A 17446-nucleotide genomic window follows, 5' to 3' on the forward strand; every position below is an offset into this window, starting at 1 on the left:
TCGTCAGTCGGGGCGGCCTCGAGGGGCACGTGGGGCAGGTCGGACGGTCCTCGGGTGTGCGCCCAGTGCTCGTGATCATGCGGAGAGGACGGGACAGCGCGGGGTGCTGCGCGGGAGCGAGGGCGCGCTCCGGCGAGGGGCACGTAGGGCAGGTCCGACGGTGCTCGCGGGTGCGTCCAGTGCTCGTGATCATGGGCTGGGGGCAGGGCGTCCCGCGGGAGTGAGGGTGCGCTCCGGCGAGGGGTACGCGGGGCAGCCCGGATCCGCCCCGGAGGTGCGCCCAGTGCTCCTGATCATGCGGAATGGGCGCGAACCGTGGGGCGTTCCGGCGAACAGTTGAACCGTCAACTTCGAAGGGAACACGATGAGCACCCGCACGCTGGCCGTCGTGAGCGCCGGGCTCGGGACGCCGTCGTCGACGCGCCTGCTGGCCGACCGGCTGGCCGCCGCCACGTCCGAGGCGGTGCGCGAGCGCGGCGACGAGGTGCACGTCGAGGTCGTCGAGCTGCGCGAGCACGCCCACGACCTGGCCTCGATGCTGCTGACCGGCTTCGCGCCGCCGGCGCTCTCGGCCGCGATCGACAGCGTGACCCACGCCGACGCGGTGATCGCGGTGACCCCGGTGTTCACCGCCTCGTACAGCGGGCTGTTCAAGACGTTCCTCGACGTCCTGGACCCGAAGGCGCTCGTCGGCACCCCGGTGCTGATCGGCGCGACCGCCGGCACCCCCCGGCACTCGCTCGTCCTCGAGCACGCGGTGCGCCCGATCTTCGCCTACCTGCGCGCCGTCGTCGTCCCCACCGCGGTCTTCGCCGCGGCCGAGGACTGGGGCGCCGGGGACGGCGAGCTCACCGACCGGGTCGCCCGCGCCGCGGGCGAGCTGGCCGACCTCGTGACCGGCACACCCGCCCGCCGTCGGGCCGACCCCGCCGATCCCTTCGCCGACACCCCCTCCTTCGACGCCCTCCTGCGGAGGTGAACCCCGTGAGTCCCCTGACGACCGACCGCTGGGACACGGCGACCTTCCACGCCGAGCTCGGCCAGTGGATCGAGGCCGCCGAGGTGCTGGCCGGCCTCGTCGCCGATGAGCCCGACGCCACCGCGGCCCGCCTCCTGCTGGCCCGCGCCTACTTCCACTCCGCGCAGCTGCAGCGCGCCGAGGCCGAGGCGCGGACGCTCGTCGCGGCCAACCCCGCCGACGGCTACGCCCACCTGCTGCTCGGCCGCGCCCTGGCCCGGCAGAGCCGCCACGACGAGGCCGCCGGCCCGCTCAAGCTGGCCGCGGCGCTCGGGGTCAGCTGACCGTCCAGTCCAGGGTCGTGGTGTCGAGCGAGTCCAGCAGGTCGAACTGCGGACCCGTCCTCGGCAGCTCGTAGCGGAAGAAGTACCGGGCGGCGGCGCGCTTGCCCTCGGCGAACGCGCCGCCGCCGTCGGTCCCGTCCCGGGCGTCGACGGCGAGGAGCTGCTCGAGCCAGATCCACGCCGCGACCACGTGCCCGACCGCCTCGAGGTAGACGCTCGCGTTGGCCAGCGTCACGTCGGGGTCGCCCGCGGCGTGCAGCGTCGCCGTGGTCTTCTCGACGCGGACCAGCGCCGACTCCAGCGCAGCCGCGTACTCCGGGTGCTGATCCGCCCGGGCCAGCGTCGACCGGATCGTCGAGAGCAGCAGCTCCAGGCCCGCGCCGCCGCGCATCACCGCCTTGCGTCCCAGCAGATCGATGGCCTGGATGCCGTGCGTGCCCTCGTGGATCGGGTTGAGCCGGTTGTCCCGGTAGAACTGCTCGACGGGGAAGTCGCGGGTGTAGCCCGAGCCGCCGAGCACCTGGATCGCGAGGTCGTTCGCCGCGAGGCACCACTGCGAGGGCCAGCTCTTGGCGATGGGGGTGAGGACGTCGAGCAGCAGCGCCGCCCGGGCGCGGGCCTCGTCGTCGGGCGCGGTGTCCTTCTCGTCGACCAGCCGCGAGCAGTACAGCCCGAGCGCCATCCCGGCCTCGGCGTAGGCCTTCTGCGCGAGCAGCATCCGCTTGACGTCGGGGTGCTCGGCGATCGGGATCATCGGGCTGGTGACGTCGCGGCCGCCGACGGCCCGGCCCTGGGTCCGGGTCAGCGCGTACTCCCGCGCGTGCAGGTAGCCGGTGACGCCGAGCGCCGCGGCGCCCATCCCGACGCCGACCCGCGCCTCGTTCATCATGTGGAACATCGCGGCCAGTCCGCCGTGCTCGGCGCCGACCAGGTACCCGACCGCCCCGCCGGACTCCCCGAAGTTCAGCAGGGTGTTCACCGTGCCGCGGTAGCCCATCTTGTGGTTCAGGCCGGCGAGGGCGACGTCGTTGCGGGTCCCGTCCTCGAGGAACCGCGGCACCGCGATCAGGCTGATGCCCTTCACCCCCGGCGGCCCGCCGGGGATCTTGGCGAGGACCAGGTGGACGATGTTCGGGGTCAGCTCGTGCTCCCCGCCGGAGATCCACATCTTGGTGCCGATGACGCGGTAGGTGCCGTCGTCCCGGGGCTCGGCGCGGGTCGTGATGTCCGCGAGCGACGACCCGGCCTGCGGCTCCGAGAGGCACATCGTCCCGGAGGCGCGGCCGTCGAGCATCGGGGGCACCCACGCCGCGATCTGCTCGGGGGTGCCGTGGGCGAGGAGCAGGTTGACCGCGGCCGTCGTCAGGAACGGGTACGACGCGGTCCCGATGTTGGCGGCCTGGAACCACGCCAGGGCGGCCCGCGCGACGGTGAACGGCAGCCCGGTGCCGCCCTGCGCGGCGGGCACCGACGCGCCGATGAAGCCGGCCTCGGCGAACGCGGTGATCGCCTCGCGGACGCCGTCGACCACCACCACCCGGCCGTCGGCGAGGTGGGGCTCGGCGACGTCCGCGGCGCGGTTGTGGGGCTCGAAGCGCTCGGTGGCGATCTGCTCGGCGAGCTCGAGCACGGCGTCGACGGTGTCACGGTCATGCTCGGCGAAGGGCGGGCGCTCGAGGAGGTCGGCCACGCCCAGCCAGTCGTGGAGCAGGAAGTCGAGGTCGTCGCGCGCGAGGATCCGGGATTCGCTCACGACCGCCAGCGTGGCACGTGAGCGCCGCGCGTGTCGGGCCTCCGTGCGCTGCGTTCGCGTCCCGGCAACGCGGCTCTGGATCACTGCCGCGTCCGCGCGGCAGGCTGACGCCCGTGACCACCGCCGAGATGCGCGTCGTGCTCCTGCGCCACGGCGAGACGCACGGGTACTTCGACGACGTCGGGCTCACCGAGCTCGGCGAGTCCCAGGCGCGGCAGGCCGGGCGGGCGCTCGGGAAGGACCTCGCCGCCACGGTGCCGGCGGGTGAGCGGGTGCGCCTGCCGCATGCGCCGACCGCCCGCGGGACGGCCACGGCGGTCACGCTGCGCGCGGCCCTCGTCGCGACCCTGGACGAGGAGCTGGGAGCCGGCCACAGCGTTGTCGTCGGGGACCTGGAGCCGGACGCCCACTTCGACAGCCTGCAGTTCCTGTACGACGGCGAGGCGCGCGAGTCGTCCGGGGTGGCGGCGCGGCGCCTGGCGCTGGACCCGGAGCGCCCGGCGCCGGACTGGGCCCTCGAGTACGACCGCTTCGACGCCAACTACGGCGAGGCGTCCAGGACGGGCGGGCCGATCGACCGCTGGCTGACCTCGACGACGCGGCACTTCGAGCCCCCGCAGATCGCGGTGTACCGGCTGTGGGCGGGCATCACGGCGCTCGCCGCCGAGCCCGGGCGGGGCCGGATCGCGCTCGTCAGCTCGCACTCCGGGCCGATGCGCGCCTTCGTCGCCGCCGCGATCGGGCACGACCCGGGGGAGCCGGCCAACCTCGAGCAGGTCGACGTCCGCGTGGTCGGCGACACCGCGACGGTGGCCTTCCGCGAGCACCGGGTGCGGGTCGACCTGCCGACGGTGATCCCGCCGTGGATCGACCCGGCCTACCTGGACGGTCGGCGTACCGCCCACGACCGGGCCGGCTGAGCCGGGGGCGCCGCTCCGACGACGGGGCTTTCCTGCCACTGGATGAAAGCGACGACGCTTCGCTGGCATCTCGGGAGGCGCGCTGGACACGATTTGGTCGCGCGCCATTGACCGGAGTGTGTGCGCCTGGCCACAGTGGGTCGATCACCACCACGGCGGAGGGCGGGCACCACCATGAGCGGCGAATCCCTGTACGAGCGTCTCGGCGGCACCTACGCGATCGCGGGGGCGGTCGACGTCCTGGTCGACCGGCTGTTCGAGAACGCGCAGGTCAACGCGAACGAGGGCGTGCACGCCCACCACGGCGACCCGGCGAACGCCCCCGGCTACAAGTTCCTGGTCACGGCGTGGTCGATCGAGGCCGCGGGCGGGCCGAAGTGCTACCCCGGGCTCGACATGGTCGCCGCGCACCAGACGCTGCGGATCACCCCGGAGCAGTTCGACGCGGTGTCGTTCGAGATCCGCGCGACGCTGAAGTTCCTCGGCGTCCCCCTGGCCGAGGAGGACGAGTTCATGGCGATCATCGAGCACTACCGGCCCGAGGTCGTCGAGCAGTCGCCCGTCGCGCCGGAGGGGACGCTGGAGCCGGCGCTGGCCCAGGCGTGACGCCTACCGCGCGGTGAGCGCGCGCACCGCCCGCTCCAGCAGGTCCACCCCCGGGCCGAGCACCGCCTCGTCGACGTCGAAGCCCGGGGTGTGGTGCGGGCCCGCGAGGTCCGAGCCGATCGCGAGGTAGGTGGCGACGCCGCCGTGGGACTGCACGCGGCGCATGAACGCGGTGGCGTCGTCGCTCGCGACGCCCAGGTCGGCGGTGGGGACGACGACGTCGACGCCGCCCTCGCGCGCCGCGCGGGCGACGGCCTCCGAGACCGACGGGTCGCCGGTCGCGGTCGTGACGCTCCCGATCGGCTCGACATCGACGGTGCACCCGTAGGTCGCGGCGGCCCCCTCGAGCGCCGCGCGCACGCGGGACCCGACCTCGTCGTTGACCGCGCCGTCGTCGGCCCGCGTCTCGAGCAGCACGGTGGCGCGGTCGGGGACGATGTTGCTCACCGTGCCGCCGTGCAGGGCGCCGACGGCGACCCGGGTCTCGTGCCCGGGGAACGGCGGCGCGGTGTGGACGGCGAGGGTGGCGGCCGCGGCGGCCAGCAGGGCGGACCGGCCCTCGTGCGGGGCCATGGCGGCGTGGGCGGCGCGGCCGTGGAACGTCGCGCGGTACTTGGTGTTCGCGAGCAGCCCGTCGACGGCCGCCGCGACGGCGCCGCTGTGCAGGCCGATCCCGAGGTGGGCGGCGAGCAGCACGTCGACGTCGTCCACCACCCCGGCGGGCACCATCGCCGCGGCGCCGCGCCCGCCCTCCTCGGCGGGCTGGAAGAGGATCGTGACGCGCCCGTCCGGTGGGGCGGCCGTGAGCCGTTCGGCCAGCTCCACCGCCATCCCGACGTGGCCGTCGTGGCCGCAGGCGTGCATCGCGCCCTCGCGGGTCGACCGGAACCCGGCCGCGGTCGGCGGGTGCCCGGGCTCGGCGGACTCGGTGATCGGCAGTGCGTCGGTGTCCGCGCGCAGCGCCACGTGGCGTCCGGGCCGCCCGGTGTCGAGGGTCGCGACGACGGCCGTGAGCCCGCCGCGCATCGCGCCGAGGAAGCGCTCGTCCCCGGCCCAGGAACCGTCGCCGGCCGCGGCGGTGAAGGCGGCCTCGAGCACGTCGTCGTCGGGCGGGCCGAGCCGGGCGGCGGGGTCGATCGCGTCCGTACCGGTCCGGATGTCCCAGCCGAGGTCGGCGAGGCGGCCCGCGGCGCGCGAGGCCGTCCGGAACTCGGTGAACCCGACCTCCGGGTGGGCGTGCAGGTCGCGGCGCCAGGTCACGGCGGTGCTCATGGCGGCCATCGTGCCCCGGTCGTCGACGTCACGGGGACGGTGTCGGTGACGGGGTCCAGGATGGGCGTCATGGGGAGCGGGCGGAGCGGGGTGGCCCGGTGAGCCGTGTCCTCGTCGTCGACGACGACCCCCACCTGCTGCGCACGCTGCGGATCAACCTCACCGCGCACGGCCACACCGTCGTGCCGGTGGCCACCGGCGCCGGCGCGCTGCGGGCGGCCGCCGACCGGCCCGCGCCCGACGTCGTCGTGCTCGACCTCGGCCTGCCCGACGTCAGCGGTCTCGAGGTGCTGGAAGGCATCCGCGGGTGGAGCTCGATGCCGGTCATCGTGCTCTCGGCGCGCAGCGACGCGGGGGACAAGGTGGCCGCGCTCGACGGCGGCGCGGACGACTACGTGACCAAGCCCTTCGGCATGCCCGAGCTGCTCGCCCGCATCCGCGCCGCGGTCCGGCGGGCGGCCACCGTCGGCGGCGAGGGGGAGCCCAGGGTGAGCACCCCGGACTTCGAGGTCGACCTCGTCGCGAAGAAGGTGCTGCGGCACGGCGCCGAGGGGGAGAGCGCCGAGGTGCACCTCTCGCCGACCGAGTGGGGCGTGCTCGAGTACCTGGTGCGCCATCCGGGGATGCTCGTCACCCAGCAGCAGCTCCTGCACGAGGTGTGGGGCCCGGCCTACGGCACCGAGGGCCACTACCTGCGGGTCTACCTCGGTCACCTGCGCCGCAAGCTCGAGCCGGAACCGTCCCGGCCGCGCTACCTCGTCACCGAGCCGGGGCGCGGGTACCGGTTCGAGCCGGGGGGCTAGACACACGTCGGCGGCGGCACCCCCCTGGGTGCCGCCGCCGATCGTGGCGTGCGCGGGACCTCAGCGGATCCCGGCGATCTCCTGCGCCAGCGCGGCGTGGCGGGTCTGCGCCGCCGAGACCACGCTGTGGCGGTTCTTGTGGGCCTCCTCGTAGTGGATGACCTTGTTGAGGTCGTCCACCGACGTCAGCTCCTTCACCGCGCTCGCGGCGGCCGACGCGGAGAGGTTGTCGTAGTCCGGGATCGGCAGCTCGGACGCCGAGAGGCTGCCCAGCCGCGCCCGGGCCTCGTGGACCGACTCGGCCGCGGCCGTGTCGCCCTGCCGGCGCGCGACCTGCTCCGCGCGCTGCAGCGAGGCGTCCCGGCCGGTCAGGAGCACGTCGCGCGCGTTCTCGCTGAACTGCGCGGCCTTGCCCGCGACCTGGGTGACGCCGGTGCGCACCTGGTCGCCGGTGTCCTGGACGCGGCCCAGGGCGCGGTTGACCTGGTCGCGGGCGAACCGGACCGGGTAGTTGACCGCGCGCGTGACGCCGCCGGCGACCGCCTGGACCGGGGTCGCGCGCAGCGCGGACGGGCCACCGAGGGCCTCCTCGGCGAGCACCGTGGTCAGCCACTCGACGGTCGCGCTGTGAGCGGTGATCAGCCGCTCGGCGAGCTGGCTGGTCGGCTTCTCGCGGGAGGCCTCGGCGAGGGCCTTGAGGTAGGTGGCGCGGTCGTGGAGCTGGTGCTCCAGGACGAGGTCGCCCAGCAGCGCCTCGTCGACCGGCTCGGCCTGCTCGAAGGTTCCCTTGACGAACGCGGCGACGCGGCCGACCAGCGGCGAGACGACGTCGGCGACACCGCCGAGACGCTGCAGCTCGCGGGTGATCTCGGCCGTGCGGCGCTCGGCGTTCTCCGCGTTCTCCCGCAGCTCCTTGCGGACCGCGTCGGTCCGGGCCTGCGCGACCCGGATGCGGGCGATCTGCACCTCGGTCTGGGTGAGCTGGAGCAGCGAACGGAGCTGGCCGATCATCGTGGCGTGGGTCATGCGTTCTCCCATCGTCGCGTGGTGTCGTTCTGACGGGGTCCGCCGTCGCGGCATCGGGGTCGACCGGTACCGACGGCGTCGTGGTTCCGGCTACCCGTGGGTCGCGGGCGACTCCACGTGACACGGCGCACGGACATACGACGAACGGCCTATCCGGGCCGTGGAGCGGTGTCTCAGGTCGGGCGGTCCCGCGGGGCTCACCCGACGACGCGGGCGAGCAGGAACCCGTCCCAGCCCTTGGCGCCGACGGTCTGCAGCGCGGTCGCCTCGAGCCGGGGTTCGGCGGCGATCAGCTCGGTGACCTCGCGGGAACCGGTGACGGCGGGCGAGGTGTCGCCGGGATCGGCCACCGCACCTCCCCGGACGACGTTGTCGACGACGATCACCGTGCCCGCGCGGGAGAGGTCGACGGCGGCCCGGACGTAGGCCGGGTTCGAGGGCTTGTCGGCGTCGATGAACACGAGGTCGAAGGGGCCCTCGAGCCCGGGCAGGGTGTCGGCGGCGCGACCCACGACGACGTCGACCTTCCCGGCCACCCCGGCCTCGTCGAACACCGCGCGGGCCACCTCGGCGTGGTGCGGGTCGACCTCGAGCGTGACCAGGGCACCGTCGTCGGGGAGCGCCCGGGCCATCACCGTGCCCGAGTAGCCGCCGAGCGTCCCGACCTCCAGCACCCGCCGCGCCCCGGTGAGCCGCACCAGCAGCGCGAGGAACGCGCCCTGCAGCGGGGAGACGGCGATGTCGGGGAGGCCACCGGCGCGGGCCCGTTCCCGGGCGCGGTCGAGGAGCGGGTCACCGATCCCCAGCGTCGTCTCGAAGTACGCGTCCACCTCGCTCGCGTCGGCCATGGTCCCCATCGTGCCCGTCCGCTGCGGGTGATCATCAGGACGTGGGGCAGCCCGGAGCGCCGGCCAGGCTGCGCACCGTGCCCCTCGGCGGCCCACTCACGGGAACGGCCAGCCGGTGATCGGCTTGGGCCGGGGCGGCGCGTAGGTCCGCACCTTCGAGGTGGTGAGGCCCAGCCGCACCAGGGACTCGGCCACCGTGACGGCGGCGGGGACCCCGTCGACCACGGGCACGCCCGCCCGCGCGCGGACCGCCTCGGCCAGCCCGGCCATGCCGCCGCACCCGAGCACGACCACCTCGGCGCCGTCGCGGGCGACCGCCTCGGCCGCCTGCCCCGCGATGGCCTCCACCGCGCGGACCGGCTCGCGCTCGAGCTCCAGCACCCCCAGCCCGGACGCCCGCACCGCGGCGCAGTGCGCGGCGAGCCCCGCGAGCAGCAGCCGGTCCTCGATGAGCGGGACGGTGCGGTCGAGCGAGGTCACCACCGCGTAGCGCCGCCCCAGGTACATCGCCGTCGACGCGGCCGCGTCGGTGATGTCGACGACCGGGACGTCGAGCACCTCCTGCAGCGCCTCCCGCCCGTGCTCCCCGAACCCGGCCTGGACCACGGCGTCGTAGGGGCCGTCGTGGCGCAGGACGGCGTCGAGCACCCCGAGGGCGGCCAGGTGGCTCTCGAGGTTCCCCTCGACCGACTCGGCCCCGACCCGTGGGGTCAGCCCGACGACCTCGGTCCCGGGAGCGGCGACGGCGGCGGCCTGCTCGACGATCCCGGTGGTGACGGCGTCGGTGGTGTTGACGTTGACCAGGAGGATCCGCACGAGCCCCAGCCTCGCCGTTGCGCGCGCGTTCCGCGTGTGAGGATCCCGTTAACAGACCCTTCGGGATCTGGCGCGTGTGGGTGACGGCGCCGGACCGTCTGCTCCGGGATGGCCACCGGCACGGAGGGCGCGCACATGACCGATCAGCTGACCCCGTCGGGCGAGGGCGCGGCACCGCGCGGGAAGGGCCTCACGGCCGGGCACGACGACCTCGTCGAGGCCGCCGGGCACCCCATCGGCGCCGGCGCCGTGAAGCCGGGCTACGACCCGCGGCTGACCAACGAGGACCTCGCGCCGCTCCGGGAACAGACCTGGTCGTCGTACAACTTCTTCGCGTTCTGGATGTCCGACGTCCACTCGGTGGGCGGCTACCTGACGGCCGGGTCGCTGTTCGCGCTCGGGCTCGTCGCGTGGCAGGTGCTGGTGGCGCTGCTGATCGGCATCGGGATCGTCTACCTGCTCTGCAACCTCGTGGCGCGGCCGTCGCAGGCCACCGGCACGCCGTACCCGGTCGTGTGCCGCTCGGCGTTCGGGGTGCTCGGCGCCAACGTCCCCGCGATCATCCGCGGGCTCATCGCCGTCGCCTGGTACGGCATCCAGACCTACCTGGCGTCGGCCTCGCTCGTCGTCGTCGCCCTCAAGCTCTGGCCCGGGCTCGCCCCCTACGCCGACGCGGACACCCACGGGTTCACCGGGCTCTCGGCCGTCGGCTGGGTGGCGTTCGCGCTGATGTGGGTGCTGCAGGCCCTCGTCTTCTGGAAGGGCATGGAGGCCATCCGGCGCTTCGTCGACTTCTGCGGCCCGGCCGTCTACGTCGTCATGTTCCTGCTGGCCGGCTACCTGGTGTTCCAGGCCGGGTGGTCGAACATCGACCTCAACCTGTCCGACCACGTGATCACCGGCTGGGCGGTGGTGCCGGTGATGCTGACCGCCATCGCGCTCGTCGTCTCCTACTTCTCCGGCCCGATGCTCAACTACGGCGACTTCTCCCGGTACGGCCGGAGCTTCGCCGCGGTCAAGCGGGGCAACTTCCTCGGCCTGCCGGTGAACTTCCTGGTGTTCGCGCTGCTCGTGGTGATCACGGCCGCGGCGACGAAGCCGGTGTTCGGCGAGCTGATCGACGACCCGGTGCAGACCGTGGCCCGGCTCGACTCGACGACCGCGGTGGTGCTCGGCGCGCTGACGTTCATGATCGCGACGATCGGCATCAACATCGTGGCGAACTTCGTGTCGCCGGCGTTCGACTTCTCCAACGTCAACCCGCGACGCATCAGCTGGCGGATGGGCGGCATGATCGCGGCGATCGGGTCGGTGCTGCTCACGCCGTGGAACCTGTACTCGAGCCCCGACGTCATCCACTACACGCTCGACACCCTCGGCGCCTTCATCGGCCCGCTCTACGGGGTGCTCATCGCCGACTACTTCCTCGTGAAGCGCCAGCGGATCGACGTCGACGAGATGTACACCCTCTCGCCGACCGGCAAGTACCACTTCCGCGGCGGCTACAACCCGATCGCGATCGCGGCGACGGCGGTCGGCGCGGTGCTCGCGATGCTGCTGGTGCTGCTCGGGTCGTCCGACGTCGCCGCGTTCTCGTGGTTCCTCGGGGCGGGCGTCGCGTTCCTGCTGCACTGGGGGCTGAGCCGGCGCTAGGTGCGCTCCGCGCCCGTGAGCAGAAAGTGTCGGTATACCGACACTTTCTGCTCACCTGCCCGAAGGGCACCTCGTCCCACCATGTGGAGAGTCGACTCGGATGGTGGGAAGCGCGCAAGCGTGCCGGGTACGGTCGGCGGCGTGAGTACGGCAGTCGGAATCCCCGCGCTCGAGGACACCTACGCCCGGGCCGTGCCCGGGCTCGTCGTGCCCTTCACCGCCGCCCAGGCCCCGGACCCGCAGGTAGTCGTGCTCGACGACGACCTCGCGCGCGACCTGGGCTTCGACCCCGAGGCGCTGCGCACCTCGGGCCTGCTGGTGGGGCGCGTGCCCGAGGGCGTCCGCACCGTCGCGCAGGCCTATTCCGGGCACCAGTTCGGGATGTACCAGCCGCGGCTCGGCGACGGCCGCGCGCTGCTGGTGGGCGAGGTCGTGGCGCCCGACGGCTCGCGCCACGACCTGCACCTCAAGGGCTCCGGGCGCACCCCGTTCGCCCGGGGCGGCGACGGCAAGGCGGCGCTGGGCCCGATGCTGCGCGAGTACCTGATGGGGACGGCGATGCACGCCCTGGGAATCCCGACCAGCCGGGGCCTCGCCGTCAGCACCACCGGGGAGCGGGTGCCGCGCGACACCGGGCCGCTGCCCGGCGCCGTGCTCGCGCGGGTCGCGTCGAGCCACCTGCGGGTCGGCACCTTCCAGTACGCGGCGGTCAACGGTGACCGCGACCAGCTCCGCGCCCTCGCCGACCACGCCATCGCCCGCCACCACCCCCACGCCCGCGACGCCGAGCAGCCCTACCTCGAGTTCTTCCGCGCGGTGGTCGAGGCGCAGGCCGCGCTCGTGGCGCAGTGGATGCTCGTCGGGTTCGTCCACGGCGTGATGAACACCGACAACACGACGATCTCCGGCGAGACGATCGACTACGGGCCCTGCGCGTTCATGGACCGGTTCGACCCGGACACGGTCTTCAGCTCGATCGACCACGCCGGGCGCTACGCCTACGGGCACCAGCCCCCGGTCGTCCGCTGGAACCTCGCCCGGCTGGCCGAGGCCCTGCTGCCGCTGATCGACGACGACACCGACGCCGCGATCGCGGCCGCCAGCGCCGTGCTGGAGGGCTTCGCCGCGCGCTACGACGCCCACTACGGCGCCGGCATGGCCGCGAAGCTGGGCCTCCGCGAGCCCGACGAGTCCCTGGTCACCGACCTGCTCGCCCTCCTCCACGCCCAGCAGGTCGACTGGACGACCTTCTTCCGCGCCCTCCCGCGCGGGACGGCCCGGGACCTCTTCCTCGACCGCGACGCCTTCGACGCCTGGGCCGCCCGCCGGGAGGCCGCGCGCGACCCGGAGGCCGACCCCGACCGCGTCAACCCGGTGTACATCCCGCGCAACCACCTCGTCGACGAGGCCCTCACCGCGGCCGAGCGGGGTGACCTCGCGCCCTTCGAACGGATCCTCGACGTCGTGCGCGCGCCCTTCACGGAGCGTCCCGGGCTGGAGCGCTACACCGAGCCGGGCACCGGGCCGTTCGTCACCTACTGCGGGACGTGACGGTGGGCGCCACCGTCCGCGGTGTCCGCGCCCGGGCCGTCCTCGCCCCGCTCGACCCGCCGGTGCAGACCGCGAGCGGCGAGGTGCCGAACGCGCCGCTGGTCCTGGTCGACGTGACGACGTCCGACGACGTCGTCGGGCACGCCTACCTGTTCTGCTACACCCCGACGGTGCTCCCGGCCCTGACCAGCCTGGTCACCGAGCTCGGGGCCGCCGTCGTCGGGACCCCGGCCGCACCTCGGGCGGTCGAGGCGGACCTGCGCGCCCGGCTGCGGCTGCTGCGCCCGCAGGGCCTGGCGACCATGGCGATCGCCGGGATCGACATGGCCTGCTGGGACGCCCTGGCCCGGCGCGTGGCGCTGCCGCTGGTCCGGCTGCTCGGCGCCGAGCCGCGGCCCGTCCGCGCCTACGGCAGCCTGCGCTCGATGGCGCCCGACGACGTCCGGGCCGAGGCGACCGGGCTCGCCCGGCTCGGCTTCGGCGCCTACAAGGTCAAGGTCGGGGCGGCCGGGCTCGCGCGTGACCGCGAGGTGATCGCCGCGCTGCGCGAGGCGGTCGGGCCCGACGCCGAGATCGCCGTCGACTACAACCAGACGCTCCCGGTGCCCGAGGCGATCCGGCGCGTCCACTCCCTGGCCGACGAGCACCTGCTGTGGGTCGAGGAGCCGACGCGCGCCGACGACGCCGCCGGCCACGCCCGGATCCGCGCCGCCGTGTCCACCCCGATCCAGCTCGGCGAGAGCTGGTGGGGCGCCGACGAGATGGCGGCGGGCCTGCGGGCCGACGCGGGTGACCACGCGATGCTCGACGTGGCCCGGATCGGCGGGATCACCGGCTGGCTGCGCGCGGCGCCGCTGGCCCACGCCGCCGGACGGCCGGTCTCGAGCCACTTCTGGCCCGAGGTCAGCGCCGCGCTGCTCGCGGTGACGCCGGGCGCGTTCCTCCTCGAGTACCTCGACGTCGCCGCCGGGGTGCTGCGCCGCCCGGCCCGCGTCGTCGACGGAGCGGTGGTCCTGCCCGACGAGCCGGGCAGCGGCGTGGACTGGGACGAGGACGCCGTCGACCGTCACCGGGCCTGACCCGGCACCAGCGCCACCCCCACCCCGAGGACGAGGGTGGCACCGCCGGCCACCGCGAGCAGCAGCGGCAGTCCGAGGACCGGGATCAGGCTCCCGACGACGACCGGGGAGACGATCGCCCCGACCGCACCCACCACCATGGCGACCGAGAGCGCCCGTCCCGGGTCGGCCGGGGCCACCTCCGCGGTCCACACCGCCAGCACCGCCGCGCCGACCAGGTAGACGACGGCGAACACGGCCGCACCCAGCAGGACGAGCACGACCGACCGCGCGCCCACGGCGAACAGCCCGAGCGAGACCCCGAGGACCACCAGGCAGCCGGCCGCGACCCGGCCGGCGCCCAGCCGCGCGGCCAGCAGCCCCGTGGCGAGCCCGGTGAGGCCGACCACCCCGATGATCACGAAGAGCACCGGGCGGGCGTCAGCGGCCAGGCCGGCGGCGCGGGCGACGTCGGCGGCGTAGGTGAAGCCGAGCGCGACCGCCGCCTGGTAGACGACCGCGAACCCCGCCGGGAGGGCGAGCCCCGCCCACGGCAGCGGCCGGCGGTGACGCTCGGCGGGGCGCTCGACCCGGGGCACCCAGGCGAGGTTCAGCACCGCCGCGGCCACCGACGCCAGGGCCACGGTCGCCCACACCGCGCGCCACCCGTCGCCCGCGAGGATCGCCACCACCCCGGTGAGCACGAGGCCGCCGGAGGTCCCGGTGCTGATCGCCGACACCAGGCCCGGGCGGACGGCCGGGCGCGCCAGCGCCGCGGCCAGGTCGGAGTAGGGCGCCCAGACCCAGCCCGCCGCGCTGCCGGCGAGCACCGCGCCCACGGCCAGCAGTCCCGGGGAGCCGGCGACGGTCACCAGCAGCGCGCCGAGCGCCCCGCAGACGCCGCCGAGCGTGGTCGGGGCCCGCGGACCACGGCGGGCGGCGAGCAGCGGGGCCCCGACGATGCCCACCAGGAACCCGGCGAACGTGCCGCCCGCGATGGCCCCCAGCACGGGGTCGGGGAGTCCGGTGGCCGAGAGCGAGGGATCGTGGCGCAGAGCGGGGAGGGTGAGCCCGAAGGTGAACCGGGCCATCCCGAACGCCACGCCGACCACCGCGGCGCCGGCGGCCGCCAGGCGCCTCTCTGCGGGCTGCACCGCCTGATCATCCGTCACCGCCCGCGGAGGCGCGACGACCTCGTGTGGGGCGCACCGTCACCGGTCGGGCGACGCGGGCCACCCGCCCGTCAGCGGAGCCCCTTCCGGTCGTGGTCGCGCAGCACCGCGCCGATCTCCCGGACGGGCCACCAGTCGGCGACGACGACCACCGCGACGGCGAGCGCGGCGATGAGGAAGGCCTGCCACGGGAGGTCGAGCCAGAGCAGCCCGACGAACAGCACGAGGGCGCTGACGGTGACCAGCACGCCGCGCCGCCGCCGCCGCTCGTGCCGCCACCCGTCGCGCAGCCGGCGCGCCAGACCCGGGTCGTGCTCGGCCAGGGAACGTTCCGTCTCGTCGAGCACCGACCGTTCCTCGTCGTCGAGAGGCATCGTCGGCTCCTTCCTCGGCTCCCTCCCCGGCCCGCGGCCATCGTCCGCCCGCGTGCGGCGGTCGCGGGTCACCCGCGGGGGGTGAGGTCGGGGAAGGTCGTCCGTCGCGGGTGATGCCCGGGGCGGGCCCGCCGACCCACGCTCGGTGGCACAGCACCGCGACCGGACCCCGGTCGGCGGCGCCCGAGGAGCCTGGAGGACGTATGCCCACCCTGACCGCCTGGAAGTTCCCCACCGTCACCGGCGCCGAGGACGCGCTGGCGACCCTCGAGCGCCTCCAGAAGGAGGAGCTCATCAAGGTCGACGACGGTGCCGTGGTCACCTGGCCGGAGGGGCGCTCGAAGCCGAAGACGCGGCAGATGCACAACCTCACCGGCGTCGGGGCCCTCGGCGGCAGCTTCTGGGGTCTGCTGTTCGGGCTGATCTTCTTCGTACCGCTGCTGGGCGTGCTCGTCGGCGCGGCGGCCGGCGCGCTCTCGGCGTCGTTGCGCGACGTCGGGATCGACGACGACTTCATCGCCGAGGTGCGGGCCAAGGTCACCCCGGGCACCTCCGCGCTGTTCGCGCTCACCCACGACGCGGTCTTCGACAAGGTCGCCGCCGCGTTCGAGGGGAGCCAGGCCGAGCTGCTGCGGACCAACCTCAGCGGCGAGCAGGAGGCGCGGCTCCGCGAGGTCTTCGCCGACACCGAGGCCTGAGCGCGGTGGGGGATCCCGGCCGCGGGCTGCGGGGCGGGTCGGGCCCGGGGGCGGCCGGGACCGCCGACGGGACGGGAGTCGCGGGGAGCGCCCCGCGGGCCGCGGATCCCGCTCCGCGGCCCGCGGGGCACGCGGCGCCCGCCGGGCCCCCGTCGGACGCCGACGTCGCCGCGGTGCTGCGCTCCCCGGCCTACCTGCGCCTGCTCGCGCTCGCCGCGCTGCTCGGCGTGCCGATCTCGGCCGCGTCCTACGGCTTCCTGGTCGCGGTCACCGCCCTGCAGCGGGTGCTCTTCGCCGACCTGCCCGTCGCCCTGGGGCTGGGCCCCGACCCGCTGTGGTGGCCGTTCCCGCTGCTCGCCGTGGGCGGCCTCGTCGTCGGCGCGGCCATCCGCTACCTGCCCGGACACGGGGGTGCCTCCCCGGCGGACGGCTTCGGCCACCACCCGGCCCCGACCGCCCGGGAGCTGCCCGGGGTGGTGCTGGCCGCCGCCGGGACCCTCGTCTTCGGCGCCGTGCTCGGGCCGGAGGCACCGCTGATCGCGATCGGCGGCGGCCTCGCGCTGCTCGCGGTCCGGGCCGCCCGGCAGTCACCCCCGCAGCGCTCCCTGGCCGTGGTGGCGAGCGCCGGGAGCTTCGCCGCCATCAGCACCCTGCTGGGTTCCCCGCTGCTCGGGGCGTTCCTGCTCATGGAGTCCGCGGGGCTCGGCGGCGCGATGCTGAGCCTCGTGCTGGTCCCGGGCCTGCTCGCCGCGGGCATCGGGTCGCTGGTCTTCCTGGGCCTGGGCGTCCTGACCGGCCTGGGCACCTTCTCGCTCGCCCTGCCCGGGCTCCCGCCGTTCGTGCATCCCGACCTGGCCCAGTTCGGCTGGGCCGTCGGGATCGGCCTGGCCGCGGCGCTCCTCGGCAGCGGCATCGGCGTCCTTGCCCGCCGGCTGCGCGCCGTGGTGGCACGCTCCGCGCTGCTCCTCACGGTCGTCGCCGGGCTCGTCGTGGCCGGGCTGGCCGTCCTGTACACGACGGTCACCGCACACCCGGTGGCCGACGTCCTGTTCTCCGGCCAGGACGCGCTCCCGCGGCTGTTGACCGACGCGCCCTCGTACGGGGTCGGTGCGCTCGTCGTCCTGCTCGCGTGCAAGGCCCTGGGCTACTCGGTGTCGATGTCCGCCTTCCGCGGCGGTCCGGTGTTCCCGTCGCTGTTCCTGGGAGCGGCCGGCGGGCTCGCGCTCTCGGGGCTCCCGGGCCTGTCCCTGGTCCCGGCGGTGGCGATGGGCATCGGGGCGATGTGCGCGGTGATGCTGCGCCTCCCGCTGACCGCGGTGCTGCTCGCGGTCCTGCTCCTGGGCGCCGACGGCCTCGCCGTGACCCCGCTCGTCATCGTGGCCGTCGTCGTCGCGCACGTCGGCGCCGCCTGGCTGCGCCCGGCACCGGCACCGGCACCGACACCGGCACCGGCTCCGGCGGCGGGCGCCGAGGCGCGGGAGGGCTGACGCCGCCCCGACGCCTCAGTTCGGCGCGGCCCGCAGCGAGACACCTGGACGCCGAGGGAGTGCAGGCACGCCAGGAGGGCGCGGAGCGTCATCCGCCGCGGGTGACC

At 75.1% G+C, this 17446-nt stretch carries 17 protein-coding genes; 10 read left to right on the forward strand and 7 right to left on the reverse strand.

What is annotated here, in order from left to right:
* Positions 1 to 364: 364 nt before the first annotated feature.
* Entirely contained in the window at positions 365 to 979 is a 615-nt protein-coding gene (locus HH311_RS28570; protein ID WP_169187123.1) for an FMN reductase, read from the forward strand.
* Between the two features lie 5 nt (positions 980 to 984).
* A complete protein-coding gene (locus HH311_RS28575) occupies positions 985 to 1302 on the forward strand; it encodes a tetratricopeptide repeat protein (RefSeq protein WP_312030471.1) in 318 nt (105 codons plus the stop codon).
* Here the strand turns inward: HH311_RS28575 and HH311_RS28580 are convergent.
* A complete protein-coding gene (locus tag HH311_RS28580; RefSeq protein WP_312030472.1) occupies positions 1295 to 3055 on the reverse strand; it encodes an acyl-CoA dehydrogenase in 1761 nt (586 codons plus the stop codon). The genes HH311_RS28575 and HH311_RS28580 overlap by 8 nt on opposite strands.
* Positions 3056 to 3168: 113 nt before the next feature.
* On the opposite strand from HH311_RS28580, the gene HH311_RS31130 reads away from it, so the two are divergent.
* Both HH311_RS31130 and HH311_RS28590 read left to right on the forward strand, forming a co-directional pair.
* Positions 3169 to 3975, forward strand: coding sequence for a histidine phosphatase family protein (locus HH311_RS31130; protein ID WP_211190940.1), 807 nt, complete (start codon positions 3169 to 3171; stop codon positions 3973 to 3975).
* Positions 3976 to 4149: 174 nt separating this feature from the next.
* Positions 4150 to 4581: a group 1 truncated hemoglobin gene (locus HH311_RS28590; RefSeq protein ID WP_169187125.1), complete on the forward strand. Its 432-nt coding sequence runs from the start codon at positions 4150 to 4152 to the stop codon at positions 4579 to 4581.
* A 3-nt stretch (positions 4582 to 4584) separates the two neighbouring features.
* Here HH311_RS28590 and HH311_RS28595 read toward each other — a convergent pair whose 3' ends face one another.
* Positions 4585 to 5853: an amidohydrolase gene (locus HH311_RS28595; RefSeq protein ID WP_169187126.1), complete on the reverse strand. Its 1269-nt coding sequence runs from the start codon at positions 5851 to 5853 to the stop codon at positions 4585 to 4587.
* Positions 5854 to 5951: 98 nt separating this feature from the next.
* On the opposite strand from HH311_RS28595, the gene HH311_RS28600 reads away from it, so the two are divergent.
* The gene (locus HH311_RS28600) at positions 5952 to 6656 is read left to right on the forward strand and encodes a response regulator (RefSeq protein ID WP_169187127.1); all 705 of its coding nucleotides are present in this window, start codon (positions 5952 to 5954) and stop codon (positions 6654 to 6656) included.
* 60 nt (positions 6657 to 6716) lie between these two features.
* Here HH311_RS28600 and HH311_RS28605 read toward each other — a convergent pair whose 3' ends face one another.
* The 3 genes from HH311_RS28605 to HH311_RS28615 all read right to left on the reverse strand — a co-directional run bounded on the left by HH311_RS28605 (position 6717) and on the right by HH311_RS28615 (position 9346).
* A complete protein-coding gene (locus HH311_RS28605) occupies positions 6717 to 7682 on the reverse strand; it encodes a ferritin-like domain-containing protein (protein WP_169187128.1) in 966 nt (321 codons plus the stop codon).
* Positions 7683 to 7879: 197 nt separating this feature from the next.
* Positions 7880 to 8530 carry an O-methyltransferase gene (locus tag HH311_RS28610; protein ID WP_169187129.1) on the reverse strand — a complete coding sequence of 217 codons (651 nt, stop codon included), beginning with the start codon at positions 8528 to 8530 and terminating at the stop codon, positions 7880 to 7882.
* 96 nt (positions 8531 to 8626) lie between these two features.
* Positions 8627 to 9346 carry an aspartate/glutamate racemase family protein gene (locus HH311_RS28615; protein ID WP_169187130.1) on the reverse strand — a complete coding sequence of 240 codons (720 nt, stop codon included), beginning with the start codon at positions 9344 to 9346 and terminating at the stop codon, positions 8627 to 8629.
* Between the two features lie 135 nt (positions 9347 to 9481).
* Here HH311_RS28615 and HH311_RS28620 point away from each other — a divergent pair, with 135 nt between their 5' ends.
* The 3 genes from HH311_RS28620 (at position 9482) to HH311_RS28630 (ending at position 13629) form a co-directional block, all read left to right on the forward strand.
* Positions 9482 to 10999, forward strand: coding sequence for an NCS1 family nucleobase:cation symporter-1 (locus tag HH311_RS28620; RefSeq protein ID WP_169187131.1), 1518 nt, complete (start codon positions 9482 to 9484; stop codon positions 10997 to 10999).
* A 141-nt stretch (positions 11000 to 11140) separates the two neighbouring features.
* Entirely contained in the window at positions 11141 to 12550 is a 1410-nt protein-coding gene (locus HH311_RS28625; RefSeq protein WP_312030473.1) for a protein adenylyltransferase SelO family protein, read from the forward strand.
* Between the two features lie 2 nt (positions 12551 to 12552).
* Complete coding sequence (locus HH311_RS28630) at positions 12553 to 13629, forward strand: enolase C-terminal domain-like protein (protein WP_169187133.1); 1077 nt, start codon at positions 12553 to 12555, stop codon at positions 13627 to 13629.
* On the opposite strand, the gene HH311_RS28635 is transcribed toward HH311_RS28630, so the two are convergent.
* Together HH311_RS28635 and HH311_RS28640 are read right to left on the reverse strand one after the other, a co-directional pair.
* Entirely contained in the window at positions 13617 to 14762 is a 1146-nt protein-coding gene (locus HH311_RS28635) for an MFS transporter (protein ID WP_169187134.1), read from the reverse strand. The two genes, HH311_RS28630 and HH311_RS28635, sit on opposite strands and share 13 nt — an antisense overlap.
* Positions 14763 to 14851: 89 nt before the next feature.
* Positions 14852 to 15154: a DUF3040 domain-containing protein gene (locus tag HH311_RS28640; RefSeq protein ID WP_169187135.1), complete on the reverse strand. Its 303-nt coding sequence runs from the start codon at positions 15152 to 15154 to the stop codon at positions 14852 to 14854.
* A gap of 203 nt (positions 15155 to 15357) precedes the next feature.
* Between HH311_RS28640 and HH311_RS28645 the strand changes: the two genes are divergently transcribed.
* Both HH311_RS28645 and HH311_RS28650 read left to right on the forward strand, forming a co-directional pair.
* The gene (locus HH311_RS28645) at positions 15358 to 15852 is read left to right on the forward strand and encodes a DUF1269 domain-containing protein (RefSeq protein ID WP_169187136.1); all 495 of its coding nucleotides are present in this window, start codon (positions 15358 to 15360) and stop codon (positions 15850 to 15852) included.
* Between the two features lie 5 nt (positions 15853 to 15857).
* Complete coding sequence (locus HH311_RS28650; protein ID WP_312030474.1) at positions 15858 to 17339, forward strand: chloride channel protein; 1482 nt, start codon at positions 15858 to 15860, stop codon at positions 17337 to 17339.
* The last annotated feature ends 107 nt before the right edge of the window (positions 17340 to 17446 follow it).

Source organism: Actinomycetospora sp. TBRC 11914 (genome assembly GCF_012933465.1).
Lineage (GTDB): Bacteria > Actinomycetota > Actinomycetes > Mycobacteriales > Pseudonocardiaceae > Actinomycetospora.

Excerpts from the sequence above, each read along its gene's own strand:
- HH311_RS28570 (WP_169187123.1), top strand. The coding sequence starts at position 365 with ATGAGCACCCGCACGCTGGCCGTCGTGAGCGCCGGGCTCGGGACGCCG.
- HH311_RS28590 (WP_169187125.1), top strand. The coding sequence starts at position 4,150 with ATGAGCGGCGAATCCCTGTACGAGCGTCTCGGCGGCACCTACGCGATC.
- HH311_RS28595 (WP_169187126.1), bottom strand. The coding sequence starts at position 5,853 with ATGAGCACCGCCGTGACCTGGCGCCGCGACCTGCACGCCCACCCGGAG.
- HH311_RS28605 (WP_169187128.1), bottom strand. The coding sequence starts at position 7,682 with ATGACCCACGCCACGATGATCGGCCAGCTCCGTTCGCTGCTCCAGCTC.
- HH311_RS28610 (WP_169187129.1), bottom strand. The coding sequence starts at position 8,530 with ATGGCCGACGCGAGCGAGGTGGACGCGTACTTCGAGACGACGCTGGGG.
- HH311_RS28620 (WP_169187131.1), top strand. The coding sequence starts at position 9,482 with ATGACCGATCAGCTGACCCCGTCGGGCGAGGGCGCGGCACCGCGCGGG.
- HH311_RS28640 (WP_169187135.1), bottom strand. The coding sequence starts at position 15,154 with ATGCCTCTCGACGACGAGGAACGGTCGGTGCTCGACGAGACGGAACGT.
- HH311_RS28645 (WP_169187136.1), top strand. The coding sequence starts at position 15,358 with ATGCCCACCCTGACCGCCTGGAAGTTCCCCACCGTCACCGGCGCCGAG.